The 23898-nt window shown below is 48.9% G+C and carries 26 protein-coding genes; 6 read left to right on the top strand and 20 right to left on the bottom strand.

Translation table 11 applies throughout. The annotated features are described in order from the left end of the window. Window positions 1-8: 8 nt before the first annotated feature. Entirely contained in the window at window positions 9-2318 is a 2310-nt protein-coding gene (locus BTA51_RS26005) for a penicillin acylase family protein (RefSeq protein ID WP_094712034.1), read from the top strand. Window positions 2319-2511: 193 nt separating this feature from the next. Then, window positions 2512-3363, top strand: a complete 852-nt coding sequence (nadE, locus tag BTA51_RS26000) for an ammonia-dependent NAD(+) synthetase (protein WP_094712003.1) — start codon at window positions 2512-2514, stop codon at window positions 3361-3363. A 456-nt stretch (window positions 3364-3819) separates the two neighbouring features. Here nadE and BTA51_RS25995 read toward each other — a convergent pair whose 3' ends face one another. From BTA51_RS25995 to BTA51_RS25965, 7 genes are all read right to left on the bottom strand, one after another. Then, window positions 3820-5028, bottom strand: coding sequence for a zonular occludens toxin domain-containing protein (locus BTA51_RS25995; RefSeq protein ID WP_094712002.1), 1209 nt, complete (start codon window positions 5026-5028; stop codon window positions 3820-3822). Next, on the bottom strand, window positions 5025-5354 hold the full coding sequence (locus BTA51_RS25990; RefSeq protein ID WP_094711996.1) for a DUF2523 family protein: 330 nt from the start codon (window positions 5352-5354) through the stop codon (window positions 5025-5027). Before BTA51_RS25990 ends, BTA51_RS25995 begins: the two co-directional genes overlap by 4 nt. 4 nt (window positions 5355-5358) lie before the next feature. Next, window positions 5359-6501 carry a hypothetical protein gene (locus tag BTA51_RS30560; protein WP_210404925.1) on the bottom strand — a complete coding sequence of 381 codons (1143 nt, stop codon included), beginning with the start codon at window positions 6499-6501 and terminating at the stop codon, window positions 5359-5361. A 104-nt stretch (window positions 6502-6605) separates the two neighbouring features. Continuing rightward, the gene (locus BTA51_RS25980; RefSeq protein WP_094711995.1) at window positions 6606-6842 is read right to left on the bottom strand and encodes a major capsid protein; all 237 of its coding nucleotides are present in this window, start codon (window positions 6840-6842) and stop codon (window positions 6606-6608) included. 2 nt (window positions 6843-6844) lie between these two features. Next, window positions 6845-7075: a hypothetical protein gene (locus BTA51_RS25975; RefSeq protein WP_094711994.1), complete on the bottom strand. Its 231-nt coding sequence runs from the start codon at window positions 7073-7075 to the stop codon at window positions 6845-6847. A 1-nt stretch (window position 7076) separates the two neighbouring features. Then, complete coding sequence (locus BTA51_RS25970) at window positions 7077-7418, bottom strand: DNA-binding protein (protein ID WP_094711993.1); 342 nt, start codon at window positions 7416-7418, stop codon at window positions 7077-7079. A gap of 6 nt (window positions 7419-7424) precedes the next feature. Next, a complete protein-coding gene (locus BTA51_RS25965) occupies window positions 7425-8552 on the bottom strand; it encodes a replication initiation factor domain-containing protein (protein ID WP_094711992.1) in 1128 nt (375 codons plus the stop codon). Between the two features lie 234 nt (window positions 8553-8786). On the opposite strand from BTA51_RS25965, the gene BTA51_RS25960 reads away from it, so the two are divergent. Continuing rightward, complete coding sequence (locus BTA51_RS25960) at window positions 8787-9143, top strand: helix-turn-helix domain-containing protein (RefSeq protein WP_094711991.1); 357 nt, start codon at window positions 8787-8789, stop codon at window positions 9141-9143. A 621-nt stretch (window positions 9144-9764) separates the two neighbouring features. Here the strand turns inward: BTA51_RS25960 and BTA51_RS25955 are convergent. Further along, a complete protein-coding gene (locus BTA51_RS25955) occupies window positions 9765-9971 on the bottom strand; it encodes a hypothetical protein (RefSeq protein ID WP_094712001.1) in 207 nt (68 codons plus the stop codon). Between the two features lie 211 nt (window positions 9972-10182). Next, window positions 10183-10539, bottom strand: coding sequence for a hypothetical protein (locus BTA51_RS25950; protein WP_094712000.1), 357 nt, complete (start codon window positions 10537-10539; stop codon window positions 10183-10185). A gap of 352 nt (window positions 10540-10891) precedes the next feature. Between BTA51_RS25950 and BTA51_RS25945 the strand changes: the two genes are divergently transcribed. Continuing rightward, complete coding sequence (locus BTA51_RS25945; protein ID WP_094711999.1) at window positions 10892-11143, top strand: hypothetical protein; 252 nt, start codon at window positions 10892-10894, stop codon at window positions 11141-11143. 509 nt (window positions 11144-11652) lie between these two features. On the opposite strand, the gene BTA51_RS25940 is transcribed toward BTA51_RS25945, so the two are convergent. The 8 genes from BTA51_RS25940 to BTA51_RS25905 form a co-directional block, all read right to left on the bottom strand. Next, window positions 11653-11901, bottom strand: coding sequence for a hypothetical protein (locus BTA51_RS25940; protein ID WP_094711998.1), 249 nt, complete (start codon window positions 11899-11901; stop codon window positions 11653-11655). Window positions 11902-11910: 9 nt separating this feature from the next. Then, complete coding sequence (locus BTA51_RS25935; RefSeq protein WP_094711997.1) at window positions 11911-12861, bottom strand: zonular occludens toxin domain-containing protein; 951 nt, start codon at window positions 12859-12861, stop codon at window positions 11911-11913. Next, window positions 12858-13187 (bottom strand): DUF2523 family protein, encoded by a 330-nt coding sequence (locus BTA51_RS25930; RefSeq protein ID WP_094711996.1) that lies wholly within the window; start codon window positions 13185-13187, stop codon window positions 12858-12860. The genes BTA51_RS25935 and BTA51_RS25930 overlap by 4 nt, the downstream gene beginning before the upstream one ends. A 4-nt stretch (window positions 13188-13191) precedes the next feature. Next, window positions 13192-14334: a hypothetical protein gene (locus tag BTA51_RS30555; protein WP_210404925.1), complete on the bottom strand. Its 1143-nt coding sequence runs from the start codon at window positions 14332-14334 to the stop codon at window positions 13192-13194. 104 nt (window positions 14335-14438) lie between these two features. Further along, window positions 14439-14675 (bottom strand): major capsid protein, encoded by a 237-nt coding sequence (locus BTA51_RS25920; RefSeq protein ID WP_094711995.1) that lies wholly within the window; start codon window positions 14673-14675, stop codon window positions 14439-14441. Between the two features lie 2 nt (window positions 14676-14677). Continuing rightward, entirely contained in the window at window positions 14678-14908 is a 231-nt protein-coding gene (locus BTA51_RS25915) for a hypothetical protein (RefSeq protein ID WP_094711994.1), read from the bottom strand. Window position 14909: 1 nt separating this feature from the next. Continuing rightward, on the bottom strand, window positions 14910-15251 hold the full coding sequence (locus BTA51_RS25910; RefSeq protein ID WP_094711993.1) for a DNA-binding protein: 342 nt from the start codon (window positions 15249-15251) through the stop codon (window positions 14910-14912). Window positions 15252-15257: 6 nt separating this feature from the next. Beyond that, complete coding sequence (locus tag BTA51_RS25905) at window positions 15258-16385, bottom strand: replication initiation factor domain-containing protein (protein WP_094711992.1); 1128 nt, start codon at window positions 16383-16385, stop codon at window positions 15258-15260. Window positions 16386-16619: 234 nt separating this feature from the next. Between BTA51_RS25905 and BTA51_RS25900 the strand changes: the two genes are divergently transcribed. Both BTA51_RS25900 and BTA51_RS25895 read left to right on the top strand, forming a co-directional pair. Continuing rightward, window positions 16620-16976, top strand: coding sequence for a helix-turn-helix domain-containing protein (locus BTA51_RS25900; protein WP_094711991.1), 357 nt, complete (start codon window positions 16620-16622; stop codon window positions 16974-16976). A gap of 1721 nt (window positions 16977-18697) precedes the next feature. Beyond that, window positions 18698-19507 (top strand): site-specific integrase, encoded by an 810-nt coding sequence (locus BTA51_RS25895; protein WP_094711990.1) that lies wholly within the window; start codon window positions 18698-18700, stop codon window positions 19505-19507. Window positions 19508-20274: 767 nt separating this feature from the next. On the opposite strand, the gene BTA51_RS25885 is transcribed toward BTA51_RS25895, so the two are convergent. The 3 genes from BTA51_RS25885 to BTA51_RS25875 form a co-directional block, all read right to left on the bottom strand. After that, window positions 20275-21567: a site-specific integrase gene (locus tag BTA51_RS25885; protein WP_094711988.1), complete on the bottom strand. Its 1293-nt coding sequence runs from the start codon at window positions 21565-21567 to the stop codon at window positions 20275-20277. 313 nt (window positions 21568-21880) lie between these two features. Then, window positions 21881-22117 (bottom strand): type II toxin-antitoxin system ParD family antitoxin, encoded by a 237-nt coding sequence (locus tag BTA51_RS25880; protein ID WP_094711987.1) that lies wholly within the window; start codon window positions 22115-22117, stop codon window positions 21881-21883. A 352-nt stretch (window positions 22118-22469) separates the two neighbouring features. Next, window positions 22470-22952, bottom strand: a complete 483-nt coding sequence (locus BTA51_RS25875) for a hypothetical protein (RefSeq protein ID WP_094711986.1) — start codon at window positions 22950-22952, stop codon at window positions 22470-22472. Between the last annotated feature and the right edge of the window lie 946 nt (window positions 22953-23898).

The raw sequence follows: 23898 nt of genomic DNA, 5'->3' as shown, positions 1-23898 counted from the left end.
AAGGAAGGATGAAGTTGATCGCTAGGATTATAAAGCCACTGCTGGGTATTTCGGTTTTATTAGTGCTATTGATACTGGCAACAGGATGGGGGGCATTGAAACTTAGTTTGCCTAAGCTGGATGGCAGTGTTCAAGTCGAGGATTTAAACCATGACGTGAAAATCTATCGGGACGACAATGGGGTTCCTGATATTCAGTCTTCCGATAGAGCATCAGCCTTTTATGCGCTTGGCTTTCTTCATAGTCAGGAACGATTTTTTCAGATGGATTTACTCCGTCGTAGCGCGAGCGGCGAGCTCTCGGAATTGATTGGCAAGAGTGGATTGAAAATTGATCGCCAAAGACGTCTATGGCTTTTGAGACAGCAAGCAAAGCGTCAGCTTGATAAATTGCCTCCAACACAACGAGAGTTAATGAGTTCATACACTTCTGGAGTCAATGCCGGATTGGAAGGCCTACAGAGCCGACCATTTGAATATTGGATCTTAAGAACAGAGCCGCAAAAATGGAAAACGGAAGACTCTCTGTTGGTGATTGCCGCCATGTATTTCGATTTGCAAGGGCATCAGGCAGGAAGGGAATACATGCGAGGGTGGATTAAAGAAAATAGTAATCCAGAACAAACACAATTTCTGTTTCCCACCGCCAGTGATTGGGATAAACCACTAAGCGGCTATACACCAGTGCCACCCTCCGTCCCCGAAACCGCACCAGAATGGTGGGCGCAATCAGAGCAGGGGAGTCATGCAACGGCTTCAGGTATGGACGAAGGCATGAAAGGGAGCAATGGATGGCTAATCCAGAGGGATGGTAAAGCTTATCTCGCCAATGATATGCACCTTGGTTTATCTCTTCCTGGCATTTGGTATAAGGCCAAGCTTGAGTACGGCGAACAGAATGAACAACGACAATTAACAGGAGTTACCTTACCTGGCGTACCTTTTATGGTCAGCGGATATAATGGCCACGTTGCCTGGGGATTAACCAACAGCTATGTTGATACCTTTGATTGGATAAAACTACCCTCATCCCAGAACTCATTTAAAGAACACAACGAAACCTTGTTCGTAAACCACGGTAAGCCAGAAGAACTGACCGTGAGAGAGAGCGAATGGGGCCCAGCTGTTTACACGCCATTGGGTGACATGGCCATGAGGTGGGCCATTCAGCTTCCAGATTCTCTTAATTTGAATTTTTTGGACCTGGATAAAGCCCTTAGCGTTTATGATGTTGTAGCGACAGCCAATCACTCTGGAATCCCCGCTCAAAATATATTGGTGGCTGACAGTCAGGGCAACATTGCCTGGACGCTGGCAGGCCTGCTACCGGATAGAACTTTGAAAGGTATACAAGACTCCTTTCCAATAGATACTGAACAAAATATCGGATGGAATAGCACGCCGCTAGCTCAAGAAAAATACCCGGCGCAAATCAACCCTGTTAGCGGAATGATTGTTTCCGCTAACAATCGGATGTTGTTTGAACAGGAAGGGCAGTATCTAGGTGACGGCGGTGCAGACATGGGGGTCAGAGCTACTGCGATCACCTCTAAACTCGAGCAACTTACAGATGTCTCATCGGACACGCTGTATCAGGTACAGCTTGATAATACAGCCATGCTTGCGCAGTCATGGAAAGTATGGCTGATGCGCAGTTTGGAACACACAAAGACTCATAGTGAGTTAGATATCGAACACCTGCAGACACTTCTTGAAGAATGGGACGGGAAGGCAGATAAAGACTCTGTGGCTTATGCGTTGTTATCAACATGGCGAAAAAATGTGTATGAAAAGCTGTTTAGTGGCATTGATGAACAACTAAGTCAGCAATGGCCTGGTGCCATCTATCGGCGTGCGAACCCCCGCTGGGATGCAACAGTACAAGCGCTTATGTTCAATAATAAGTGGGTGCCAGGAAGCTATGAAAATTGGCATTTATTCACGTTGGATACCCTGAAGCGCTCATGGCAAGAGATCGGAAATGGTTCGATGGTCTGGGGTGATATAAACAAAAGCCACTATGGACACCCACTTGCCAATGCCTTACCTGTCGTAGGCAACTGGCTCAAGGTTCCGAGCAGCCCCTTGTCGGGAGACAACAATGTGATCCATGTTAACCTAGCCCGTTTTGGAGCTTCTGAAAGTTTCGCCATTTCTCCAAGTGAAGGGGAAAACGCGTTGTTGAGCCTACCTGCAGGCCAAAGCGGCCATCCTCTAAGCCATTGGTGGCTGAATGGGTTTGAGGATTGGGTAGAAGGAAAAGCCCAATTGCTACAGCCTGGACTTAAGACACATGAATTAATATTGATGGCTCGTTAATATTAAGCGATATATATGACAAGAAGAGAAGAGGGTGGAATAACTACCCCAAAAATCAGGCATTACGACATTTTAGCACTTGAGCTTGTGAGGTATGAGCATGGGAAATGTTCTTGACGTCATTTTTCAGAACAACTAATGAGTCTCTTTTTGTGATTAGCACAACCACAAAAAATACATGAGGAGTAAAATTTTGGAAGCTGTTATTCGAGAGGAAATGCGTGTCCTGCCAACAATTGAGCCGGAATTTGAAGTAAATCGTAGAGTTCAATTCGTTAAAAGCAAGCTGCTAAACGCGAACGCCAAATGTTTGGTACTGGGCATCAGCGGAGGCATTGATTCCACTACCTGTGGGCGTTTAGCTCAACTGGCAGTCGAACAGCTTAATGACGAAACAAAATCGAATGACTACAAATTCATAGCTGTTCGTCTACCATATGATAGCCAAAAGGATGAAGATGAAGCACAACTCGCATTATCCTTTATTAAGCCAAGTCGCTCGGTATCGGTAAATATCAAAGACGGCGTGGATGGCTTGCACTCCAATGTTATGCTAGCTATGGACAGTATAGGAGGGGATGCGCCCGATCCAAACAAAGTCGATTTCGTAAAAGGCAATGTGAAGGCGCGAATGCGGATGGTTGCTCAATATGAAATTGCTGGCATTGTGGGTGGCTTGGTATTAGGTACCGACCATTCAGCTGAAAATATCACTGGTTTCTATACCAAGTATGGCGACGGTGCGTGCGACCTTGCGCCACTTTTTGGATTGAGTAAGCGGCAGGTAAGACTGCTAGCCGGCTATTTGGGCGCTCCTGAAATATTAGTTGGTAAAACTCCGACTGCCGACCTGGAAGAGTTGTCTCCTCAAAAAGCTGACGAAGATGCTTTAAAGTTGTCTTATGATGAAATTGATGACTTCCTGGAAGGTAAAGATACAAACCGGGACATCGCAAAGAGGCTGGTAAGTATATACCTGTCGACACAACACAAACGCCAGCCAATCCCCACGATTTATGATGACCATGATATAACACTGAAATAGAAAATTCTTCAGAGCTGGTCCGACTAACTGATCTTAAACCTTAGAGAAGTAGTAGCCAGCTCAGGCTAATCTATCTAATCAAGACCTTAGTTGAGACATAAAACGATATACAGTTGAGGTTTCTGGTTTGCAGTGTATTTAACATAATATATATTATGCGAAGTTATGGATGTGCCTACGTGGATTCTGACCGGTTCACTACTGACTTGGATTGCTGCTAAACAATCCCCAGATCAGGATTGCGCCCAGGAAGCTACTCAACAACGTCAACCCTGTCATATACGGATCTTGCGTTAACAACCACGTCCCACCATTGAACACGACCATAACGAACAACCCGATCAACCAATCTTCCCGATCCATCTGCTTTCCTTTTTCAACTTCAGTATCCGTTCCGGCTCGCCGAACGTCGCTTGCTGCGATTACTCGCCGCGCTCCTTGTCAGCGCTCCGTCTCTTAAGTGGAACTCTGGACCGATTTCCAATCGGCCTCAGATTTCCCGTCCTGTTCCTGGCGGAACTCATCGCGTGATGAGCACATCACCAAGCGCGCCTGGTTCTCCCAGACCAGCCGACCGATGCAATCATTCACGGCATAATAAACATAACCCATTTCGAACAACAGCCGACGATCCAGGAAGATAGTGTCATCACCCTTGGTCGCCTCGATTTGAACCAGACCGTTGTTCGTTCCCGGGTTCCCCAACAGATAATCCAAGAACTGATCCACTACAGGAACGCCCGCCACAGGGAGGCCATTAGGTAAACGATCATGAGGAACGCCAACAACCTTACCAGGATGAACCCGAGGAACCATTTCAGGCCCTGGAACATGTGTCGCAGTAACCACCTGACCAGTGGTTTCAGCCGATTTTGAGGTGTTCGTTGTCGTATCTGGCTCACCAGTAAAGCCAGGGGCACCCAGATATACGACAGTGCCGAGGCAAGCCATAAGCACGCCGAGTAACAGGAGAACCTTAGGATTTTTAAGTAGGCTCTGGCCGGCTTGGCTGCCTTTGACGATGCCCGTGGTGGTTGAGTCGTAGAGATCGAAGGCATCCTTATTCACCTTTTTAACAGTCATTGAGATAGCATCAGAAGCACTGAAGCCGTTTTTCGCGGCATCGTGCTGAACTTCCTTGAAGCGGCCCAGCTTTTCCGACAGGCTGCCCAGGTTCCGCTGGCGGTACGCCATTTCTGTGGTGTTGCGGATGTCGTCGCGGATGTTCTTAATGTTGGGCGTGGTTAGTACGATGTCCCAGTTCCAGTGACGGTGCATTTCGAACGCCTGCAGCCAGTTTTCCGGCCGATCATCTTCCTTGGCTTTATCGGTGCCGCCAGGATAATTAAGCTTGTCCAGGTCAGACTGCCGCCAGGATTTCGGGAACACCGAGCTGGCCTCATCGAAGATCAACAGCGCGCCGGGCGGCGCCCAGTGGAACCACTTAGCCATATGGAGGCGGCCTTCCGTGGTCTGCGTATCTACATAGATGATGTCCATGGATTCCGGCAGATCGGGGAACTTTTCATAGCAGCGTTGCCGGGAGACGCCCCGGATATTGGTGACCACAATGCGGCCTTGCTGGATCGCCGGGATCAGGTATTCGCCTACCGAGTTAGCCGTTTTAAAGGCTCCATTAGAGCCGTGACGAATCACGATACTCATGCAAAGCCCACCATACGCATCACGAACTTGGTCACGCCTGCGCTCAGAACCATGTTCATGGCGTCCGGCACCCGGAGGAACGTCAGCCAACCGGCCACCGTGGCGTCAGCGTTACCCCATAACTGATTAATCTGGGCGGAGATATTAAGCTGATCCAGGATCGCATGAGCCACACCCCAGGAGAACTGCATGGACCAGATCATAAATTCAATTTTCCAGATCGTGACCTGGACCAACACGTAAGCCACCAGCTCTTCCCAGAAGCTGTATTGATCCGTGGTCAGCCAATCCGTAATGGTGTTAAAAAACTCGAAGATCGCGTCCATTGCATCACCTAAACAGTATATTTAATGAGACCAACCCGCCAATCAGCATCACGACCGGCCCGATGATCGCCAGTTGTTCCTGGTATTGATTTGGGCAGAAGCTCAGCGTCTCGCCGTAAAAGTCCATGGTGAAGCTGCACGCCATCGACCCGGAGCTTAACGACAGATTAAACAGGCTGCTGAACTCTGATTTAATGCCATTAATCACGCCCTGCAATTTGGCTTCCGCCTCCGCAATACGTTGCTCTCCATCACTATTGAAGCTGCCCGGCTCTTTGTCCTGATGATCGTTTTTCAGCTCCAGGAGTTCACCGATTTCTCCTAGATCATCATGAATCCTGGCTGTGTTATCGGCGATCAACTCGTTAGTTGCCTTAATGTGGGCGATATCATCACACAGATCATTGCCCTGACAGAGGTCCGCGCCAGTGCCACCAGAACCACCCCCCGAGCCGGTATCATCACCGCCAGAACCAGTATCATCACCATCCCCTGAACCAGAGTCGTCACCATCTCCACCTCCATCACCGCCACCAGATCCAGTATCATCGCCACCTCCATCACCTCCCCCATCTCCGCCTCCATCGCCACCACCGCTACCGCCGTCACCTCCATCACCCCCGTCAGGATTATCATTGTCGGTGCCGTCATCATTTCCGGCTTCCTCTCCGGTATAAATACACTGATAGATGGGCTTCGTGGTGCCGTCCTGATATTCGATCACTTGACCGGTTGAAGCACAGGAAGCCTGACAACCGCCCTTACTAATGCTGCTTTTTTCTTCATAGATATAGCCCGCATGCTGACCCGCCTTATCTTGGCAATCATCGTCATCGTCATCATCTGGATCCGGATCCGGATCCGGATCGGGGTCAGGGTCCGGATCGGGTCCTTTACATTGCTGAGTCGTGTTATCCCAGGTTTCTGGCGACTCACACGGATCACTTTCCATCGGTTTCCAGAGATAAAATAAACAATTCTGATTTGCATCGTTATAATTCATCTTTACCTTCCAGCCCGCACCGGTATAAGTGGAATAAGCCTTCTGACACCTCGCTTGCCCATTCGATCCGCCAGCACTTTCCCAATCAGCCAATGTCCCCGCCGATATCAGCAACAAGAACACGCCAATCATCAGCCTTTGCATGATTCTCTCCATAAAAAAGGGGTCCGAAGACCCCTAGGTGTTGCCAAGCTTAATGCCCACCAGGAAGCAATAAGCCAGGAGTCCGCCGTAGAGCATTGACCAGATCAAATTTTCTTAACCAATCCAATCACGATGCCAACGACCACCATGGAAGCCACCGCCGCCACGACCATGGCGCCGACCGAGAGCCCGGTTGCCTTGGCTGCATCGATACCCGCCTGCACTGAGGTGGTATCCAGCTGGCCATCTGCCGCGAACACTGGCGCATTCGCCGCGAAGCCTGCTACAGCAATACCTGTTTTCAGGTAGGTGTTATTCAACTTTTCCTTTACTTTCAACATACTTATATTCTCCTAAGTGCTTTCAATGCGAAGCCAATACCAAGGCCCGCGACGAACAACGTCATTGCGCCGCCGAACCCGATTCCCATGGCTTCCGCTGAGAATCCGCCCGTCAGGAACAGCTCTGCCGCTGTGCCAGACTCGGCTGGTATCAGGTACACCTGCTGCCACTGCTGCGAGATACAGGCGCCGCCTGTATCCAGCTCAGTACACACCAGAGCGTATTGATTCATTTCAGGCCGCCTTCAGCTTGCCAATCGGATTCAACTTGGCCTCCGGATGCACGTGATAGGTGATCCGCGCCCCGTTATTTCCGGCCCAGGCTTCCGCCCAGACTTTCACTTCCACGATCTGATCCTGGTGATCGCTGACCGACCGCATAAAGGCAGGATCGTTGGCCAGAGCCTTAGGCAATCGCAGATCATGGACGACCTCTTTGATGCGGCCATAGCCATCGGTTACATCTTCAATAATGCCCAGCTCGATCCGGTGGTATGGCTTGCCGCCGCCACTGGTTCCTCTTTGTTCCCGCGTCCCAGCGACACGGCCTCTTAACATCAGTCCTAATTGACTCATGGTTGTTTACCTCGGTATTGCCCGCTGTGCGGGATTGGGTTGGTAGTTCGGATCGAACAACCACGGGTGGGATTGCTCGATCGGTTTAATGAACGGCTCCGACGCTTCCTCATGATCAGCGAAGTGCTGAAGCCGGGACGGGTAACGCTTATCGCCCTCGCCTTCCATCCGGACCAGGTCGCTATAAATCTGCTCAGGGGCTAACCCCATTTTTTCCGTCATGTATCTAAGCAGCTTGCCGACAGCGGTTTTCGCGTGATCTACCGCCTGTCGATAGATAATCCGTTGCTTTTTTGAGATGGTCTTCACCACCTCCCGCACATCGCTGATAAAAGCAAGGCACTGATAGGCCCCGGCTAAGAAGGGTTTCGGGTTGGTCAGCATCTCGAACGGGAGTTCGCGATCCCGGTTTCTGAACTCCACTTCATAACGCACCCATTGAGAGGCCTTCTCGCCCAGCTGCTTCCCTTTTTCATAGCAACGGAAGTACTTGCCGCCCCATTTGCGATTGCCCACGTACTGGGTGCAACCCTTGTCGGTGCCGCAGTCATCGATAAAGTGGCCTTCTGGCTGGCGTCCGCCGGCAGTGGATTTAAACAACTTTTCGTCATACCACTTTCGCACGTCATGCACGGAGTAACGCCCGTTGTGGTCATCATGGGCCACGTCCAGGCGAGTGATGCGCCCTTCCCTTTGCTCGCAGAACTCGCGGAGTTTGGCCCAGATTTCAGGGAACTTGTTCACCAGGGCACAGCCCTCCCCGGTCAGATAGATCTGCGCCCGCTCTGCCCTGCGCCCGGTTTCCTCGCCATCCCGGCCACGGACAATATTGTTGCCACCGAAGGCAATGAATCCGGCAGATTTGGTAAAGGGGATGGAGTTGGCGAAGTTGTTACGGCGATGGCCCAGGGCAACGCCCTTTTCCAGGTGGAACAGGTTGCCAAAGATGGTTTTGAGCATGATCGACATGGCCCGAAGGAACCACAGATCACGGTCCTGATAGTTTTCGAACGTGATGTTACGCCCGAACTCTGCATACTCCATCACGTACGACAACGGGAACGTGATCGACAGAGTATCAATGAATGTCTCGCCACAAGCGGGCTGACAAGCCGGATGGTTTTCGACTACCATGTATTGGTCCTTCAATTCCTAGCGACGGACAACCGGGTGCCAGAGGTGCGAACTCTGTTACCCATCCTAAAAGCCTCTCAGGTGCGAACTGAGGGGCTTTTTTATTGCCTTTAGCAGCGTTATCCAGAATCCTGTCAACACTACTGCGGTATATTTTTGTTTACTACTACAGTATATGTCAACACTGCAGTATAAAAAAACACCCCTTATCATTTACTGAGGTGAGTAATTCCCATGACTAAAGATGATGATCAGAACATGACGCTTGCAGAGAATTTACAACGGATAAGAGCAGCCAAAGGCTGGTCACGTAAAAAGCTGGCCGATGAGGCCGGGCTAACCGAGGGAGCTATCACCAAGATTGAGCATGGTAGCGATCCTAAAGCTGTGTCCATCAAGAGACTGGTTATTGCACTGGGGTGTACTGCTGATGAGTTGTTGTTTGCCGAGAACGAGATTGATGCAGACGACCAATTTAAAGTCATGTTATCTGAGATAAAGAAGCTTCCAAGCGATGACAAAGAGTTCCTAAAAGAGATGCTCAGATCTGGGCTAATGTACTGCCAGACCAAGTACCTCAGAGAGATCTAATCATACATTTTGGAGCGACACTAAACGTCGTTTCACCTCCCTTCGGTCGGATTTTTTTGACCCAGCAAAGACCAACTGCCCCGCACTTCGTGAGAGTCAGTCGATCTTGTTTCGTGGAGTATGCTGGGTTTGGAGTGGAACGAGAGTTTCCCCCCGTATTACTAACGGGGCGACCAAGCCTGCATCCGCGCTTCGCCGCGGTGACCCGCTACGCGGAAGCCTATAAGGCGGACGGGCGTCCGCACATCGGTGGTCTCATCAGTTGGGAGTCGCCCTTCGGGCTCTGCTTTCGGCGGATCGGACTTCAGCGACCCCAGGAACCCGAGGCCGCCTTTAATGACGAATATCGCGACTACAACATCAAAAGGTTACAACGTACCGTTTTTTAGTTCGTCAATCCAAGTTACGTCGTAATCGATTTTCGGCGAAGCAAAAAAAACGACCCCCAAGGATCGCTTTTGATATTTGCTTTTTCGCTTTATTTTTAGAACTCTCGCAGCATCAATCCCTGAACTATATAGTAAAAATCTTCATGCCTGGTTCATGAAGATTTTTACTCACACACTCGCTGGCTACTTAAACACAACATCATTTCCACCACCATAGAAAGACATTGCGACCCTAATCTTCTATTTCCACGACTATTTCCACCTCTACTCCACCTTCCTCCACTAACATTTCGCGCAACTCTTCCATCACCTCATAAACATCACAGACATCCTTGCTCTCTTCTTTACACTCCACGCTCTCGCCATCATATTCCTTGAGCCCTTTCATTCCCTTAATGACTACATCTAAAACTCCACCATAGAAGGACTGACTGCCCATTACTTTCTCCCAACCTATTTCGAGTTGAACACTGCGTGGATAACCACACCCACACCCTCCGAATGCCAAGCTTGCTATTCATAAGATCACCCTCTTCCTGAACTTGTCAGCCTATCCAATCACTTGATTGATTGGAGTCGGTTGATTATCGGTCTGCAAAGAATAAAATCAGCCGTAAAAAAAAAGCCAAGCTAATTAGCTTGGCTCTCTTTTAAAACCCCATGAGGTCATTGGCCGAAATGTACTGATTATTGATCAGCAGATACACCTCCCTACCATTCTTTCTTTCTGTTTCATATAGATACCTCAATGCGATTGCTTCTTTAATTGTCTGGCTCGGAGAGAATTTGCCTTTTCTTTCGCTTTCCAAATCGGCTAAACGATTCCAAACTTTCAAACTCTTTCCACTCAAACGTACGTTTACCGTTACAGCTTTTTCTTTCTTCTCATCGTTAAAGCCTATAACGTCAGCCCCTTCGCCAAGGGCCTGTTCAACAGATTGGCTAGACTTCTGCGATGTTTTTTTTCGTTTAACAGAAATATCGCCATTCGCGACAGCAGAGCTCATATTTTGCTCCTCACACATTTTTAATGATCACCTTCGAAGTAGAAGATCCCATACCTCAGTAGTAAATTTATTCATACAAAAAACAGAGTACGCATTCTGTTTTTCCATCTTCCAATTTAAATATGCACCACAAAATCAATTTGTGTCAATAGCAATTAATAGAATATTGCAAATAACGCTACCCAACACTTAGCCACATAGATTTCAGTAAAATAAAATCTCATTAATCAAATTTAATTTCGATTTCTGTTTATTGCAGTACATTTTTATAACACATATATTGCCCATGTAATTCGATGGTGATATGGTTAATATGTAGGCAAAAAAGAGCAGCCCAACCGGAGAGATGGCAATGAAAAAACTGAACGAACTTTTCAAAAACCTTAAAAAACATAAAGTTGTAGAAGATAGTCTACTAAAGCTCATGAGGGGCGCGCTGATCAAGCTGACAGTCAAAAAACTTGTCTGGCTGATAATCTTAACTCTGCTGACCTCCTGCAACTCCTCAACAAACTTGCCAAAAAATGACGGCACCGACCCCCCTCCTATAGCTGTTGAATACATCCTTGAAGTGACAGACGGACTACTGGACCTGATTCTTTGATGCCGAAAGGGCTGCCAAAAACCCAGAGGAGATAACTTCCTGGCTTCGACAGCTTTGCTGTCAAGCCCGCATAATATACGTTATGTGTAAATTCCTCGCCGGGCTGGGATATTATCCCGGCTCGAAATCTCCCTTCGGTCGCCGCGACATTTCAGGCGGCATCTGAAATTTTGCCGCCTTCCATTGGGTGAACATCAACGTGTCCATTATGCGAAGTTATGGATGTGCCTACGTGGATTCTGACCGGTTCACTACTGACTTGGATTGCTGCTAAACAATCCCCAGATCAGGATTGCGCCCAGGAAGCTACTCAACAACGTCAACCCTGTCATATACGGATCTTGCGTTAACAACCACGTCCCACCATTGAACACGACCATAACGAACAACCCGATCAACCAATCTTCCCGATCCATCTGCTTTCCTTTTTCAACTTCAGTATCCGTTCCGGCTCGCCGAACGTCGCTTGCTGCGATTACTCGCCGCGCTCCTTGTCAGCGCTCCGTCTCTTAAGTGGAACTCTGGACCGATTTCCAATCGGCCTCAGATTTCCCGTCCTGTTCCTGGCGGAACTCATCGCGTGATGAGCACATCACCAAGCGCGCCTGGTTCTCCCAGACCAGCCGACCGATGCAATCATTCACGGCATAATAAACATAACCCATTTCGAACAACAGCCGACGATCCAGGAAGATAGTGTCATCACCCTTGGTCGCCTCGATTTGAACCAGATCGTTGATCGTTCCCGTGATCCTCAACTGATAATCCTAGAACGAATCCACTACAGGAACGCCCGCCACAGGGAGGCCATTAGGTAAACGATCATGAGGAACGCCAACAACCTTACCAGGATGAACCCGAGGAACCATTTCAGGCCCTGGAACATGTGTCGCAGTAACCACCTGACCAGTGGTTTCAGCCGATTTTGAGGTGTTCGTTGTCGTATCTGGCTCACCAGTAAAGCCAGGGGCACCCAGATATACGACAGTGCCGAGGCAAGCCATAAGCACGCCGAGTAACAGGAGAACCTTAGGATTTTTAAGTAGGCTCTGGCCGGCTTGGCTGCCTTTGACGATGCCCGTGGTGGTTGAGTCGTAGAGATCGAAGGCATCCTTATTCACCTTTTTAACAGTCATTGAGATAGCATCAGAAGCACTGAAGCCGTTTTTCGCGGCATCGTGCTGAACTTCCTTGAAGCGGCCCAGCTTTTCCGACAGGCTGCCCAGGTTCCGCTGGCGGTACGCCATTTCTGTGGTGTTGCGGATGTCGTCGCGGATGTTCTTAATGTTGGGCGTGGTTAGTACGATGTCCCAGTTCCAGTGACGGTGCATTTCGAACGCCTGCAGCCAGTTTTCCGGCCGATCATCTTCCTTGGCTTTATCGGTGCCGCCAGGATAATTAAGCTTGTCCAGGTCAGACTGCCGCCAGGATTTCGGGAACACCGAGCTGGCCTCATCGAAGATCAACAGCGCGCCGGGCGGCGCCCAGTGGAACCACTTAGCCATATGGAGGCGGCCTTCCGTGGTCTGCGTATCTACATAGATGATGTCCATGGATTCCGGCAGATCGGGGAACTTTTCATAGCAGCGTTGCCGGGAGACGCCCCGGATATTGGTGACCACAATGCGGCCTTGCTGGATCGCCGGGATCAGGTATTCGCCTACCGAGTTAGCCGTTTTAAAGGCTCCATTAGAGCCGTGACGAATCACGATACTCATGCAAAGCCCACCATACGCATCACGAACTTGGTCACGCCTGCGCTCAGAACCATGTTCATGGCGTCCGGCACCCGGAGGAACGTCAGCCAACCGGCCACCGTGGCGTCAGCGTTACCCCATAACTGATTAATCTGGGCGGAGATATTAAGCTGATCCAGGATCGCATGAGCCACACCCCAGGAGAACTGCATGGACCAGATCATAAATTCAATTTTCCAGATCGTGACCTGGACCAACACGTAAGCCACCAGCTCTTCCCAGAAGCTGTATTGATCCGTGGTCAGCCAATCCGTAATGGTGTTAAAAAACTCGAAGATCGCGTCCATTGCATCACCTAAACAGTATATTTAATGAGACCAACCCGCCAATCAGCATCACGACCGGCCCGATGATCGCCAGTTGTTCCTGGTATTGATTTGGGCAGAAGCTCAGCGTCTCGCCGTAAAAGTCCATGGTGAAGCTGCACGCCATCGACCCGGAGCTTAACGACAGATTAAACAGGCTGCTGAACTCTGATTTAATGCCATTAATCACGCCCTGCAATTTGGCTTCCGCCTCCGCAATACGTTGCTCTCCATCACTATTGAAGCTGCCCGGCTCTTTGTCCTGATGATCGTTTTTCAGCTCCAGGAGTTCACCGATTTCTCCTAGATCATCATGAATCCTGGCTGTGTTATCGGCGATCAACTCGTTAGTTGCCTTAATGTGGGCGATATCATCACACAGATCATTGCCCTGACAGAGGTCCGCGCCAGTGCCACCAGAACCACCCCCCGAGCCGGTATCATCACCGCCAGAACCAGTATCATCACCATCCCCTGAACCAGAGTCGTCACCATCTCCACCTCCATCACCGCCACCAGATCCAGTATCATCGCCACCTCCATCACCTCCCCCATCTCCGCCTCCATCGCCACCACCGCTACCGCCGTCACCTCCATCACCCCCGTCAGGATTATCATTGTCGGTGCCGTCATCATTTCCGGCTTCCTCTCCGGTATAAATACACTGATAGATGGGCTTCGTGGTGCCGTCCTGATATTCGATCACTTGACCGGTTGAAGCACAGGAAGCCTGACAACCGCCCTTACTAATGCTGCTTTTTTCTTCATAGATATAGCCCGCATGCTGACCCGCCTTATCTTGGCAATCATCGTCATCGTCATCATCTGGATCCGGATCCGGATCCGGATCGGGGTCAGGGTCCGGATCGGGTCCTTTACATTGCTGAGTCGTGTTATCCCAGGTTTCTGGCGACTCACACGGATCACTTTCCATCGGTTTCCAGAGATAAAATAAACAATTCTGATTTGCATCGTTATAATTCATCTTTACCTTCCAGCCCGCACCGGTATAAGTGGAATAAGCCTTCTGACACCTCGCTTGCCCATTCGATCCGCCAGCACTTTCCCAATCAGCCAATGTCCCCGCCGATATCAGCAACAAGAACACGCCAATCATCAGCCTTTGCATGATTCTCTCCATAAAAAAGGGGTCCGAAGACCCCTAGGTGTTGCCAAGCTTAATGCCCACCAGGAAGCAATAAGCCAGGAGTCCGCCGTAGAGCATTGACCAGATCAAATTTTCTTAACCAATCCAATCACGATGCCAACGACCACCATGGAAGCCACCGCCGCCACGACCATGGCGCCGACCGAGAGCCCGGTTGCCTTGGCTGCATCGATACCCGCCTGCACTGAGGTGGTATCCAGCTGGCCATCTGCCGCGAACACTGGCGCATTCGCCGCGAAGCCTGCTACAGCAATACCTGTTTTCAGGTAGGTGTTATTCAACTTTTCCTTTACTTTCAACATACTTATATTCTCCTAAGTGCTTTCAATGCGAAGCCAATACCAAGGCCCGCGACGAACAACGTCATTGCGCCGCCGAACCCGATTCCCATGGCTTCCGCTGAGAATCCGCCCGTCAGGAACAGCTCTGCCGCTGTGCCAGACTCGGCTGGTATCAGGTACACCTGCTGCCACTGCTGCGAGATACAGGCGCCGCCTGTATCCAGCTCAGTACACACCAGAGCGTATTGATTCATTTCAGGCCGCCTTCAGCTTGCCAATCGGATTCAACTTGGCCTCCGGATGCACGTGATAGGTGATCCGCGCCCCGTTATTTCCGGCCCAGGCTTCCGCCCAGACTTTCACTTCCACGATCTGATCCTGGTGATCGCTGACCGACCGCATAAAGGCAGGATCGTTGGCCAGAGCCTTAGGCAATCGCAGATCATGGACGACCTCTTTGATGCGGCCATAGCCATCGGTTACATCTTCAATAATGCCCAGCTCGATCCGGTGGTATGGCTTGCCGCCGCCACTGGTTCCTCTTTGTTCCCGCGTCCCAGCGACACGGCCTCTTAACATCAGTCCTAATTGACTCATGGTTGTTTACCTCGGTATTGCCCGCTGTGCGGGATTGGGTTGGTAGTTCGGATCGAACAACCACGGGTGGGATTGCTCGATCGGTTTAATGAACGGCTCCGACGCTTCCTCATGATCAGCGAAGTGCTGAAGCCGGGACGGGTAACGCTTATCGCCCTCGCCTTCCATCCGGACCAGGTCGCTATAAATCTGCTCAGGGGCTAACCCCATTTTTTCCGTCATGTATCTAAGCAGCTTGCCGACAGCGGTTTTCGCGTGATCTACCGCCTGTCGATAGATAATCCGTTGCTTTTTTGAGATGGTCTTCACCACCTCCCGCACATCGCTGATAAAAGCAAGGCACTGATAGGCCCCGGCTAAGAAGGGTTTCGGGTTGGTCAGCATCTCGAACGGGAGTTCGCGATCCCGGTTTCTGAACTCCACTTCATAACGCACCCATTGAGAGGCCTTCTCGCCCAGCTGCTTCCCTTTTTCATAGCAACGGAAGTACTTGCCGCCCCATTTGCGATTGCCCACGTACTGGGTGCAACCCTTGTCGGTGCCGCAGTCATCGATAAAGTGGCCTTCTGGCTGGCGTCCGCCGGCAGTGGATTTAAACAACTTTTCGTCATACCACTTTCGCACGTCATGCACGGAGTAACGCCCGTTGTGGTCATCATGGGCCACGTCCAGGCGAGTGATGCGCCCTTCCCTTTGCTCGCAGAACTCGCGGAGTTTGGCCCAGATTTCAGGGAACTTGTTCACCAGGGCACAGCCCTCCCCGGTCAGATAGATCTGCGCCCGCTCTGCCCTGCGCCCGGTTTCCTCGCCATCCCGGCCACGGACAATATTGTTGCCACCGAAGGCAATGAATCCGGCAGATTTGGTAAAGGGGATGGAGTTGGCGAAGTTGTTACGGCGATGGCCCAGGGCAACGCCCTTTTCCAGGTGGAACAGGTTGCCAAAGATGGTTTTGAGCATGATCGACATGGCCCGAAGGAACCACAGATCACGGTCCTGATAGTTTTCGAACGTGATGTTACGCCCGAACTCTGCATACTCCATCACGTACGACAACGGGAACGTGATCGACAGAGTATCAATGAATGTCTCGCCACAAGCGGGCTGACAAGCCGGATGGTTTTCGACTACCATGTATTGGTCCTTCAATTCCTAGCGACGGACAACCGGGTGCCAGAGGTGCGAACTCTGTTACCCATCCTAAAAGCCTCTCAGGTGCGAACTGAGGGGCTTTTTTATTGCCTTTAGCAGCGTTATCCAGAATCCTGTCAACACTACTGCGGTATATTTTTGTTTACTACTACAGTATATGTCAACACTGCAGTATAAAAAAACACCCCTTATCATTTACTGAGGTGAGTAATTCCCATGACTAAAGATGATGATCAGAACATGACGCTTGCAGAGAATTTACAACGGATAAGAGCAGCCAAAGGCTGGTCACGTAAAAAGCTGGCCGATGAGGCCGGGCTAACCGAGGGAGCTATCACCAAGATTGAGCATGGTAGCGATCCTAAAGCTGTGTCCATCAAGAGACTGGTTATTGCACTGGGGTGTACTGCTGATGAGTTGTTGTTTGCCGAGAACGAGATTGATGCAGACGACCAATTTAAAGTCATGTTATCTGAGATAAAGAAGCTTCCAAGCGATGACAAAGAGTTCCTAAAAGAGATGCTCAGATCTGGGCTAATGTACTGCCAGACCAAGTACCTCAGAGAGATCTAATCATACATTTTGGAGCGACACTAAACGTCGTTTCACCTCCCTTCGGTCGGATTTTTTTGACCCAGCAAAGACCAACTGCCCCGCACTTCGTGAGAGTCAGTCGATCTTGTTTCGTGGAGTATGCTGGGTTTGGAGTGGAACGAGAGTTTCCCCCCGTATTACTAACGGGGCGACCAACCAAGATCCGCGCTTCGCCGCGGTGACCCGCTACGCGGAAGCCTATAAGGCGGACGGGCGTCCGCACCTCGGTGGTCTCATCAGTTGGGAGTCGCCCTGGCGGGCTCTGCTTTCGGCGGACCGAACAACAGCGGCCCCAGGAACCCGAGGCCGCCTATGATGGCCGATTAAACGGCCATGTCGCTATATTTACGCGCAAAAAAGGCGGCCAAGGGCCGCCAATAAATTACTTAATCACCCTTTTAGTCTCCAGGAAAAGACCGATAATGCTCTCGGACATGCTCTTCCTTGCCAAACCGAATGCGAGCATATGAACGAACAAAAACTAATTCAAATTCAATATTTTCTGCCTTCATAAGATAAACTCCTATAGAAGACAGGGGGGGCGTCTGAGAAATCGCTACCGACTTGTACGGAAATTTTAATTAACTGCCACCAATCAATTTCAATTAGCTGCTATCAATCAATTTCAACTATTTGTTGTTAACCTATGGTTATCAACCTTTTGTTTACTTTTAAATCTCGCTGTACTAAGTTAGTTGCAACTATACACAAAAGCCCTCCTGGGTTTTTGAATAGCCAACTGACTGAGATCCGCCAAGATTCAACAGTCAGTGACCGCGAAGACCCTGCGCATTTGCGTGGGGTTTTTTTTGCTCATAAATCGTACTGAGCAACATAACCCTATCACAAAGCAAAACTATCGCAATATCTTTATGCGAAGTGTCACGAAATATCGTCGAATCAAAAAAGGTTATGGCGTAACCCGTCCGGAATGGAGCGAAGGGTTACGAGGTAACGCACCCCTGAAGGAGGGCTAACTTCCTGGCTTCGACAGCTCCGCTGTCAAGCCCGCATAATATACGTTATGTGCAAATTCCTCGCCGGGCTGGGATATTATCCCGGCTCGGGATCTCCTTTCAGTCGCCGCGACATTTCAGGCGGCACTTGAAAATTTTGCCGCCTTTCATTGGGTGAACATCAACGTGTCCATTATGCGAAGTCTTATGTGAGTGTGCGTGAAATCCGGTACCGTTACTGGACGCCCAACTAAAGTACTTAATTTTCGCCAACTAAAGTGCTTAATTTCCAACTAAAGTACTTAATTCCCCGACCAGTCTGTTTTCAAAGGACTCGTGTAATCGATAACCTCGCATGGTTAGGCATTTTATGACGGCCTCACGCGATTAATACCGTCTATATGGATGAAATTTGCTTCGCTCTGCCTCCTTCATTTGATATTTTTGGCGGACGTCTTAAACCTACCCAGCATGCTCGGTAGTGATAGTGACAAAGTTCGAACTACTTTCTGATTAAGGATGCACCTAGTACTTGCTCATCCTGTCGGAGAAATTTTAGTGCGGAGATGGTTTCTCGAATTTCTCAACGTTGCTTATCTACCTGGTGCCTCAGAGAATTCATGATTGGGAGCTACATTATTTACAATATGAGCTTACTGGTTGGGAGTTGTTACATGCTAAGCTAGATAATCCTCAATAATCCGTTAAAATGGCATTATTACGGATTATTTAGAGTGCTCCCCTATGGCCAAAGTCGGACAAGCTCGGGTGCTGTCCCCAGACCAGATGCAACAACTTTTCGATGCCATCCGCAGTCACCGCCACCCGGAAAAAAACATCGCCATCATGCAGATCAGTTTCAAGTTGGGCTTGCGAGCTCAAGAGATTGCTCTGTTGCAAATTAAGGAAGTGGCCAAGCTTTCCGGCCCGCCTGGTCAAGCCAATCAGACTTTCCAGTTGTATGACATCATGGCACTGCCGGCTGCCATTACCAAAGGTGCAAATGCCACTGGGCGCTCCAGATCTATATACAAGCGCCGTAGTGTCCGCTTCTCGGTCGACCAGTTTGCCCAGACAGTGCGTCAGATTGAAGCCTTGGTAAAGGCCGGTGCCGAGATCCATCCGGAGGACTTCTATCCACCCGTTGAAAAGCGATCAGGTCATTCACGCGACTTGCCCATGGTGGATCCCGACCTGAGGAGCGCCTTGAATGTCTATCTGCAGCTCCGTCTAGATAAGAATCCGTCGCTGAAACCTTCGGATCCCCTTTTCATCACGCAGAAAGGTGGCCCCTATTCGCCGAATACTCTCCAGGAGCATATGGCCCTAATGCTGCGTGGTTGGACCGGGATCGAGAAGGCCTCGAGCCATTCAGGAAGGCGCTCACTCATTACTGATGTGATTCATAGTCAGGGCAAGTCTCTGAAGGTCGCTCAGAAGATTGCCGGTCATAAGAACCCATCCACGACAGTCATTTATGATGAGCCGCCGGAAGAGGTTATTTCTGAAGCATTGAAAAACCTCTCCCGCCACAAGATAAACAGTCCTGAATAGCTATTGCAGCATAACTGTCCGACAAAGAATTTTTATAATATTTATCTGCGATTCCAATAAAGCCATTTTCATAAAAGCAATTGAGCGTCTGATCAAGCTCTGATTTGGCAAGGAATATTAATTTTATGAGGTCGGAAATTTGGTCCCAGACTCAATGACCACAACTAAAAAATACTGGATATAGATAAATTCTCTCAATGCTGTTTACACCATATCCTTCGAAACAAAGCCTTCTACATTATTATCTTTTTTGGTATTTTAAATCTCGTCCAAGTTCTCCGGCCACTTACAGTCCCATTGGGTTCCCTGGGCAAGCCCATAGGCTACAAAATGACGATTATATTCGGCCGATGGTAGACCAGGTGCATCAAGATTATTGGGCTTCTCAAGTACTTCAATCTGCAGCTTGAAGCAGGACTGTTCAGATATGCCTTGAATAAATTCATAGTAAAAGGCCGAACGAGACCCACCGCCACAGATCATAGTTCTAAGATTGCTCCAAGCGCTATCACGTTCGCTTTTACATTTCGCAGCTCGTAACACACCAATGTAAACATTCTCTCCTAGCCTTTGCTTAAACTTCCTATCTGGATCAAGATTTGTTTTACCTCGAATTATTTCGGCATGGCTTATGTCGATATGTCCCGCGAGTTGGAATTTTGAAAAGTTCCTGGAGTTACATTCACGCTTGTCACAATTTATTCAATTGCGCTTTTTTAGCCCTATGCAAAATCTTTCTGCGCATACTTAGTGGCCACTTCATTGGCTCACTTTTCCCGGGGAGTCGTTCGCATGTCAGCCTGATCCCCATCCCCTAGTTTTTTCATCGTATTGAAGATAACTTGAACTGTCGTGGGGATAGCATAGCCGAGTTGCTCCTGAATGAATGGGACGTTTCCAGTGTGCAGCAACAGTCTTGTGGCATAAGTGTGCCGCACCCAGTGGCAGGTAAAACGGCTAAGCGTTGAACGCATTTGCCTGAGTTCGTGCTGCTGATCTTCGCTGAGCCTCTCTTCGTTAAGACGATCAATAGTTTCCACACAAGTCTGCCGGATTTCGTTGAATATCGTACTAATTTGGCGAGCAGTAACGGGCTTCCTCCCCGAGATGGTGGGTATTAGGGGCATCGGATCACCATAGGTGGGCATGGGTGCCATCAGTTGCCAATCAGAGGACGAGACAACCTCGTTCAGGCCAACTCGGAACTCTTTCAGAATTTGGATGAAACTTTCACTTAGCGATACTTTACGTGTGTTCCCGTAGACAAGGCCTCTCTCGAATACTTCCATGGAAAATACCCGGTTTTTGCCAACCCTATTGACATTAATATCACCCATTCTGCAAGTTACAGCCTCGGATATACGCAGCCCTGTGTGCAGAAAAAGTTCAAAAACAAAGTAGCACCTGAGGGCCTTAAAATAGGATCGTTTGTTTCTTAATCGTTTAGCGTCATACAATGAATCACGCAGTGTCTTTTCAATAAAGAGCGTATCACGCTCTCCCAGAAATCGAACGTTCGATTTCTTTTTGGGGGGCGGAGAACGAATCCCCCTAATGGAGGGAGCTACGTACGGACTACCCAGAAGATAACCTTCATCAACCATATAGGCATAGAAAGCCTTAAGAATTCTCTGTACACGTTTAATGGTCCCAGAGGCCATGCCAATCTTACCTGTGGCAGGCAATTGGAAAGGTCGCCATGCTGCATTAATAGATCCATCCTTATTGAATTTCTTTCTAGGGGGACCCGCCCAATGCTCTGGGGGTGAACTGATGAACTCGTAGTATGCCGCTAAGTCGGCCCTTGTTAAGCCGGATAACGGCACCTGTCGTACCAGAATAATCCACAGGGATAACTGCTCCAATGCGGTCGAATAAGAACGGAGCGTGCTCGCAGAATGCCCATCTAGGTTCAGAAATTTAAGCAAAGCATCCCAATCGTTGCTTGCATGCAAGCCGTTCTGAGGAGAAAGGTTATGCCCGGGTTTAAAGCATGGTAATTCCACCAGGTAGCGGGCAGTACCGCCCGAAATATCGATCAGAGGTCGGAGCGTTTCCATAGTGGCCCTACCAATTAGGGATAGGTCAAAAATCTGTTTGTCGCTGCAGATTCTGAAAATCGGCAACGACACAGGACCATTGTACACGGGGGATTTACACAATGGTCGGAAAAATGGCGGTTAGCCCGGCGAACCTTAAGCCAGCAGTGGCCGTCATGACCATCGGCTGACACTATTGCCACGTATCAATTGCTCAATAAATCATTTCTGCTGGTTTAAGCTAGCTTTGCCGAAATTGTCTGCGCCAACTGCTATCCTGTTCAAGGACTCCCCTCCTTTTTTATCTCCCCCCCTTAGCTAAAAGGTATTGCAATCAGGAGTCTTTGCCAGAACCAACTTTCTGAAGAAAAACCTCAGCAGACCAATCTATAGGCTCTCCGCTATTTTCACCTTCCATAATCAGATTACGTAGCGTTGCATGTTTGTCTTTCAAAAGCTGCAATGCTTCACTGAGAACGTCGCTTTCATCGCGATATAGCCCACTTTCGATTAGGTTTCTAATCGTTTCGTCTTGGTCGTCTGTGGGATGGAAAACTATTTTGATGGTCATATGAACTCCCAGGAAAGCATAAGTGCTTAGATCTTCAACCCGAAGGCGATTAGTTGATCATAAGACGAAGTTGAGATATCCCATTTGCATTTAGGTCACGAATAAGAACAGTAGCAACTCATAAGAGTCGTCTTGAGGTTCCCATTGAATCCGTACAAAACGGGCTTAAAAGGAACGGAAGGATTATTTATTGACCAGGCTGCAGCTTATTAAGTCTTAATCTCTAGCTCCCCCCCATTCTTCCTTATCTTTCCACGAATTACTTCGCAGTAAGGGTATAGCTCTGCAGATCAAGATGATCCACGATGAGGTGGTCAAGCCATCTGGGAAAAGCCAAGACTTAAAGTAGCCCCTACCCGAAGGTAATCCCAACAGTTGCCTTGGCAAGGCCAAGAACAGGAGTGCCAAGCTCGCCAGAAACCGTCCACTCTTTGGGGGTGACATATTTTGCTAATACGGCCCAAACAGACTGCCAAATACCGTTAATTAAAGGGATAAGCTTGGCTGAGATCCAATTCTTCACAGAAGTGATGGTTTGAGTTGCCGCTTGCTGAGGGTTATGTGAAGCAACATTACGAGCGGCAATAAAATCTAGATTGTAACTGAGGAGTTCACAGGTTGCGGAAAGTGTTTGCATTGAGATGATTAGGTCATGAGCATCGTCCCTTCCAAAATTTGGAACACGAGTCGTACTCCTAATTTCTTGGAGCGAAGTGACAATTACGTGAAAGGCATCTCCAACAATTCTCTCTGTCCCACCTAAATTTCTAATATCGTTGTTCATGTCAATCTCTTGCAGGAGATTATCAGCAGTTTGCTCAATGATGGTCAACATAATGTAAACTCCTTTTTCCTTTTGTGATCTCGCACGCGCCCGGTATTGAATTTATCGCAACATCAAATCTATCAGCCTTGGCTGCATGTTTCGCGTGGTGGTCTAATGGTTCCGGACACCAAATTAGGCGACCTCTTAATACCCACTTAATTAAAGTGCTACAAATTACTGTAGTCTGGGTATCCATATATAGAGTAGTTATTAATGCAGAGCATTTCAGTTTAATTTTATCCAAGGTAGCTGACCGCCTATCCTTTTTTACCCCAATCATAGGACTCCACCGGTCCGGCCTTGATTAACTCATGCCCGAGACTGTCACCGCACACATCAGCCGGTATCCGGAAATACTTCTTGGCCTGGAGACTTCTAAGCAGCAAAAACGGCGATATTTTTGAAGTGCCACTACAGGCAATCGATCAATTATTTAATCAGTCTTGACGCATTAGCTTTCAAAGCAACGGGAGTAATCAATTATTAGTATCCTTGTACGAACCAAAGGGAAACATCAAATTATTTGATTTAGCTGCAATTTCATCTATTTTATAGAAGCACAGAATCTGATAGTAAAATAGAGGAGATAGCTCTCCTTCTATTCTTCGAGTCCCGGCAACTCAGTGCCTACTGTAGGAGCTGATCAATGAGTACGTTTTACTCTCGTGACTGGATCGACGGTGAAATTTACCGCTTCCATCTCAGAAGATTCTTGCCAAGTGACCTTTCGCAGATCCACCTCGCTTTTCTAGATGCACCATTTCTAGTGACTACCCAATTTCGTTTTGCTGGAGCTAACATCAATCCTGGATGGTACTTCTCTCAGTCGGGTTCTACCCCGTGACTGCGGACACTTCTAAAAAGAGGCACAATGTGCCAAAGGAGTGTTTATGAGCAAACGCAAAAAATATAGTCCAGAGTTCAAGCGTGAAGCAATTGCTTTGACCAGACAACC

The organism is Hahella sp. CCB-MM4, from assembly GCF_002260525.1.
In the GTDB taxonomy this organism is placed as follows: Bacteria; Pseudomonadota; Gammaproteobacteria; order Pseudomonadales; family Oleiphilaceae; genus Hahella.
This window is presented reverse-complemented; position numbering and strand designations above follow the sequence as displayed.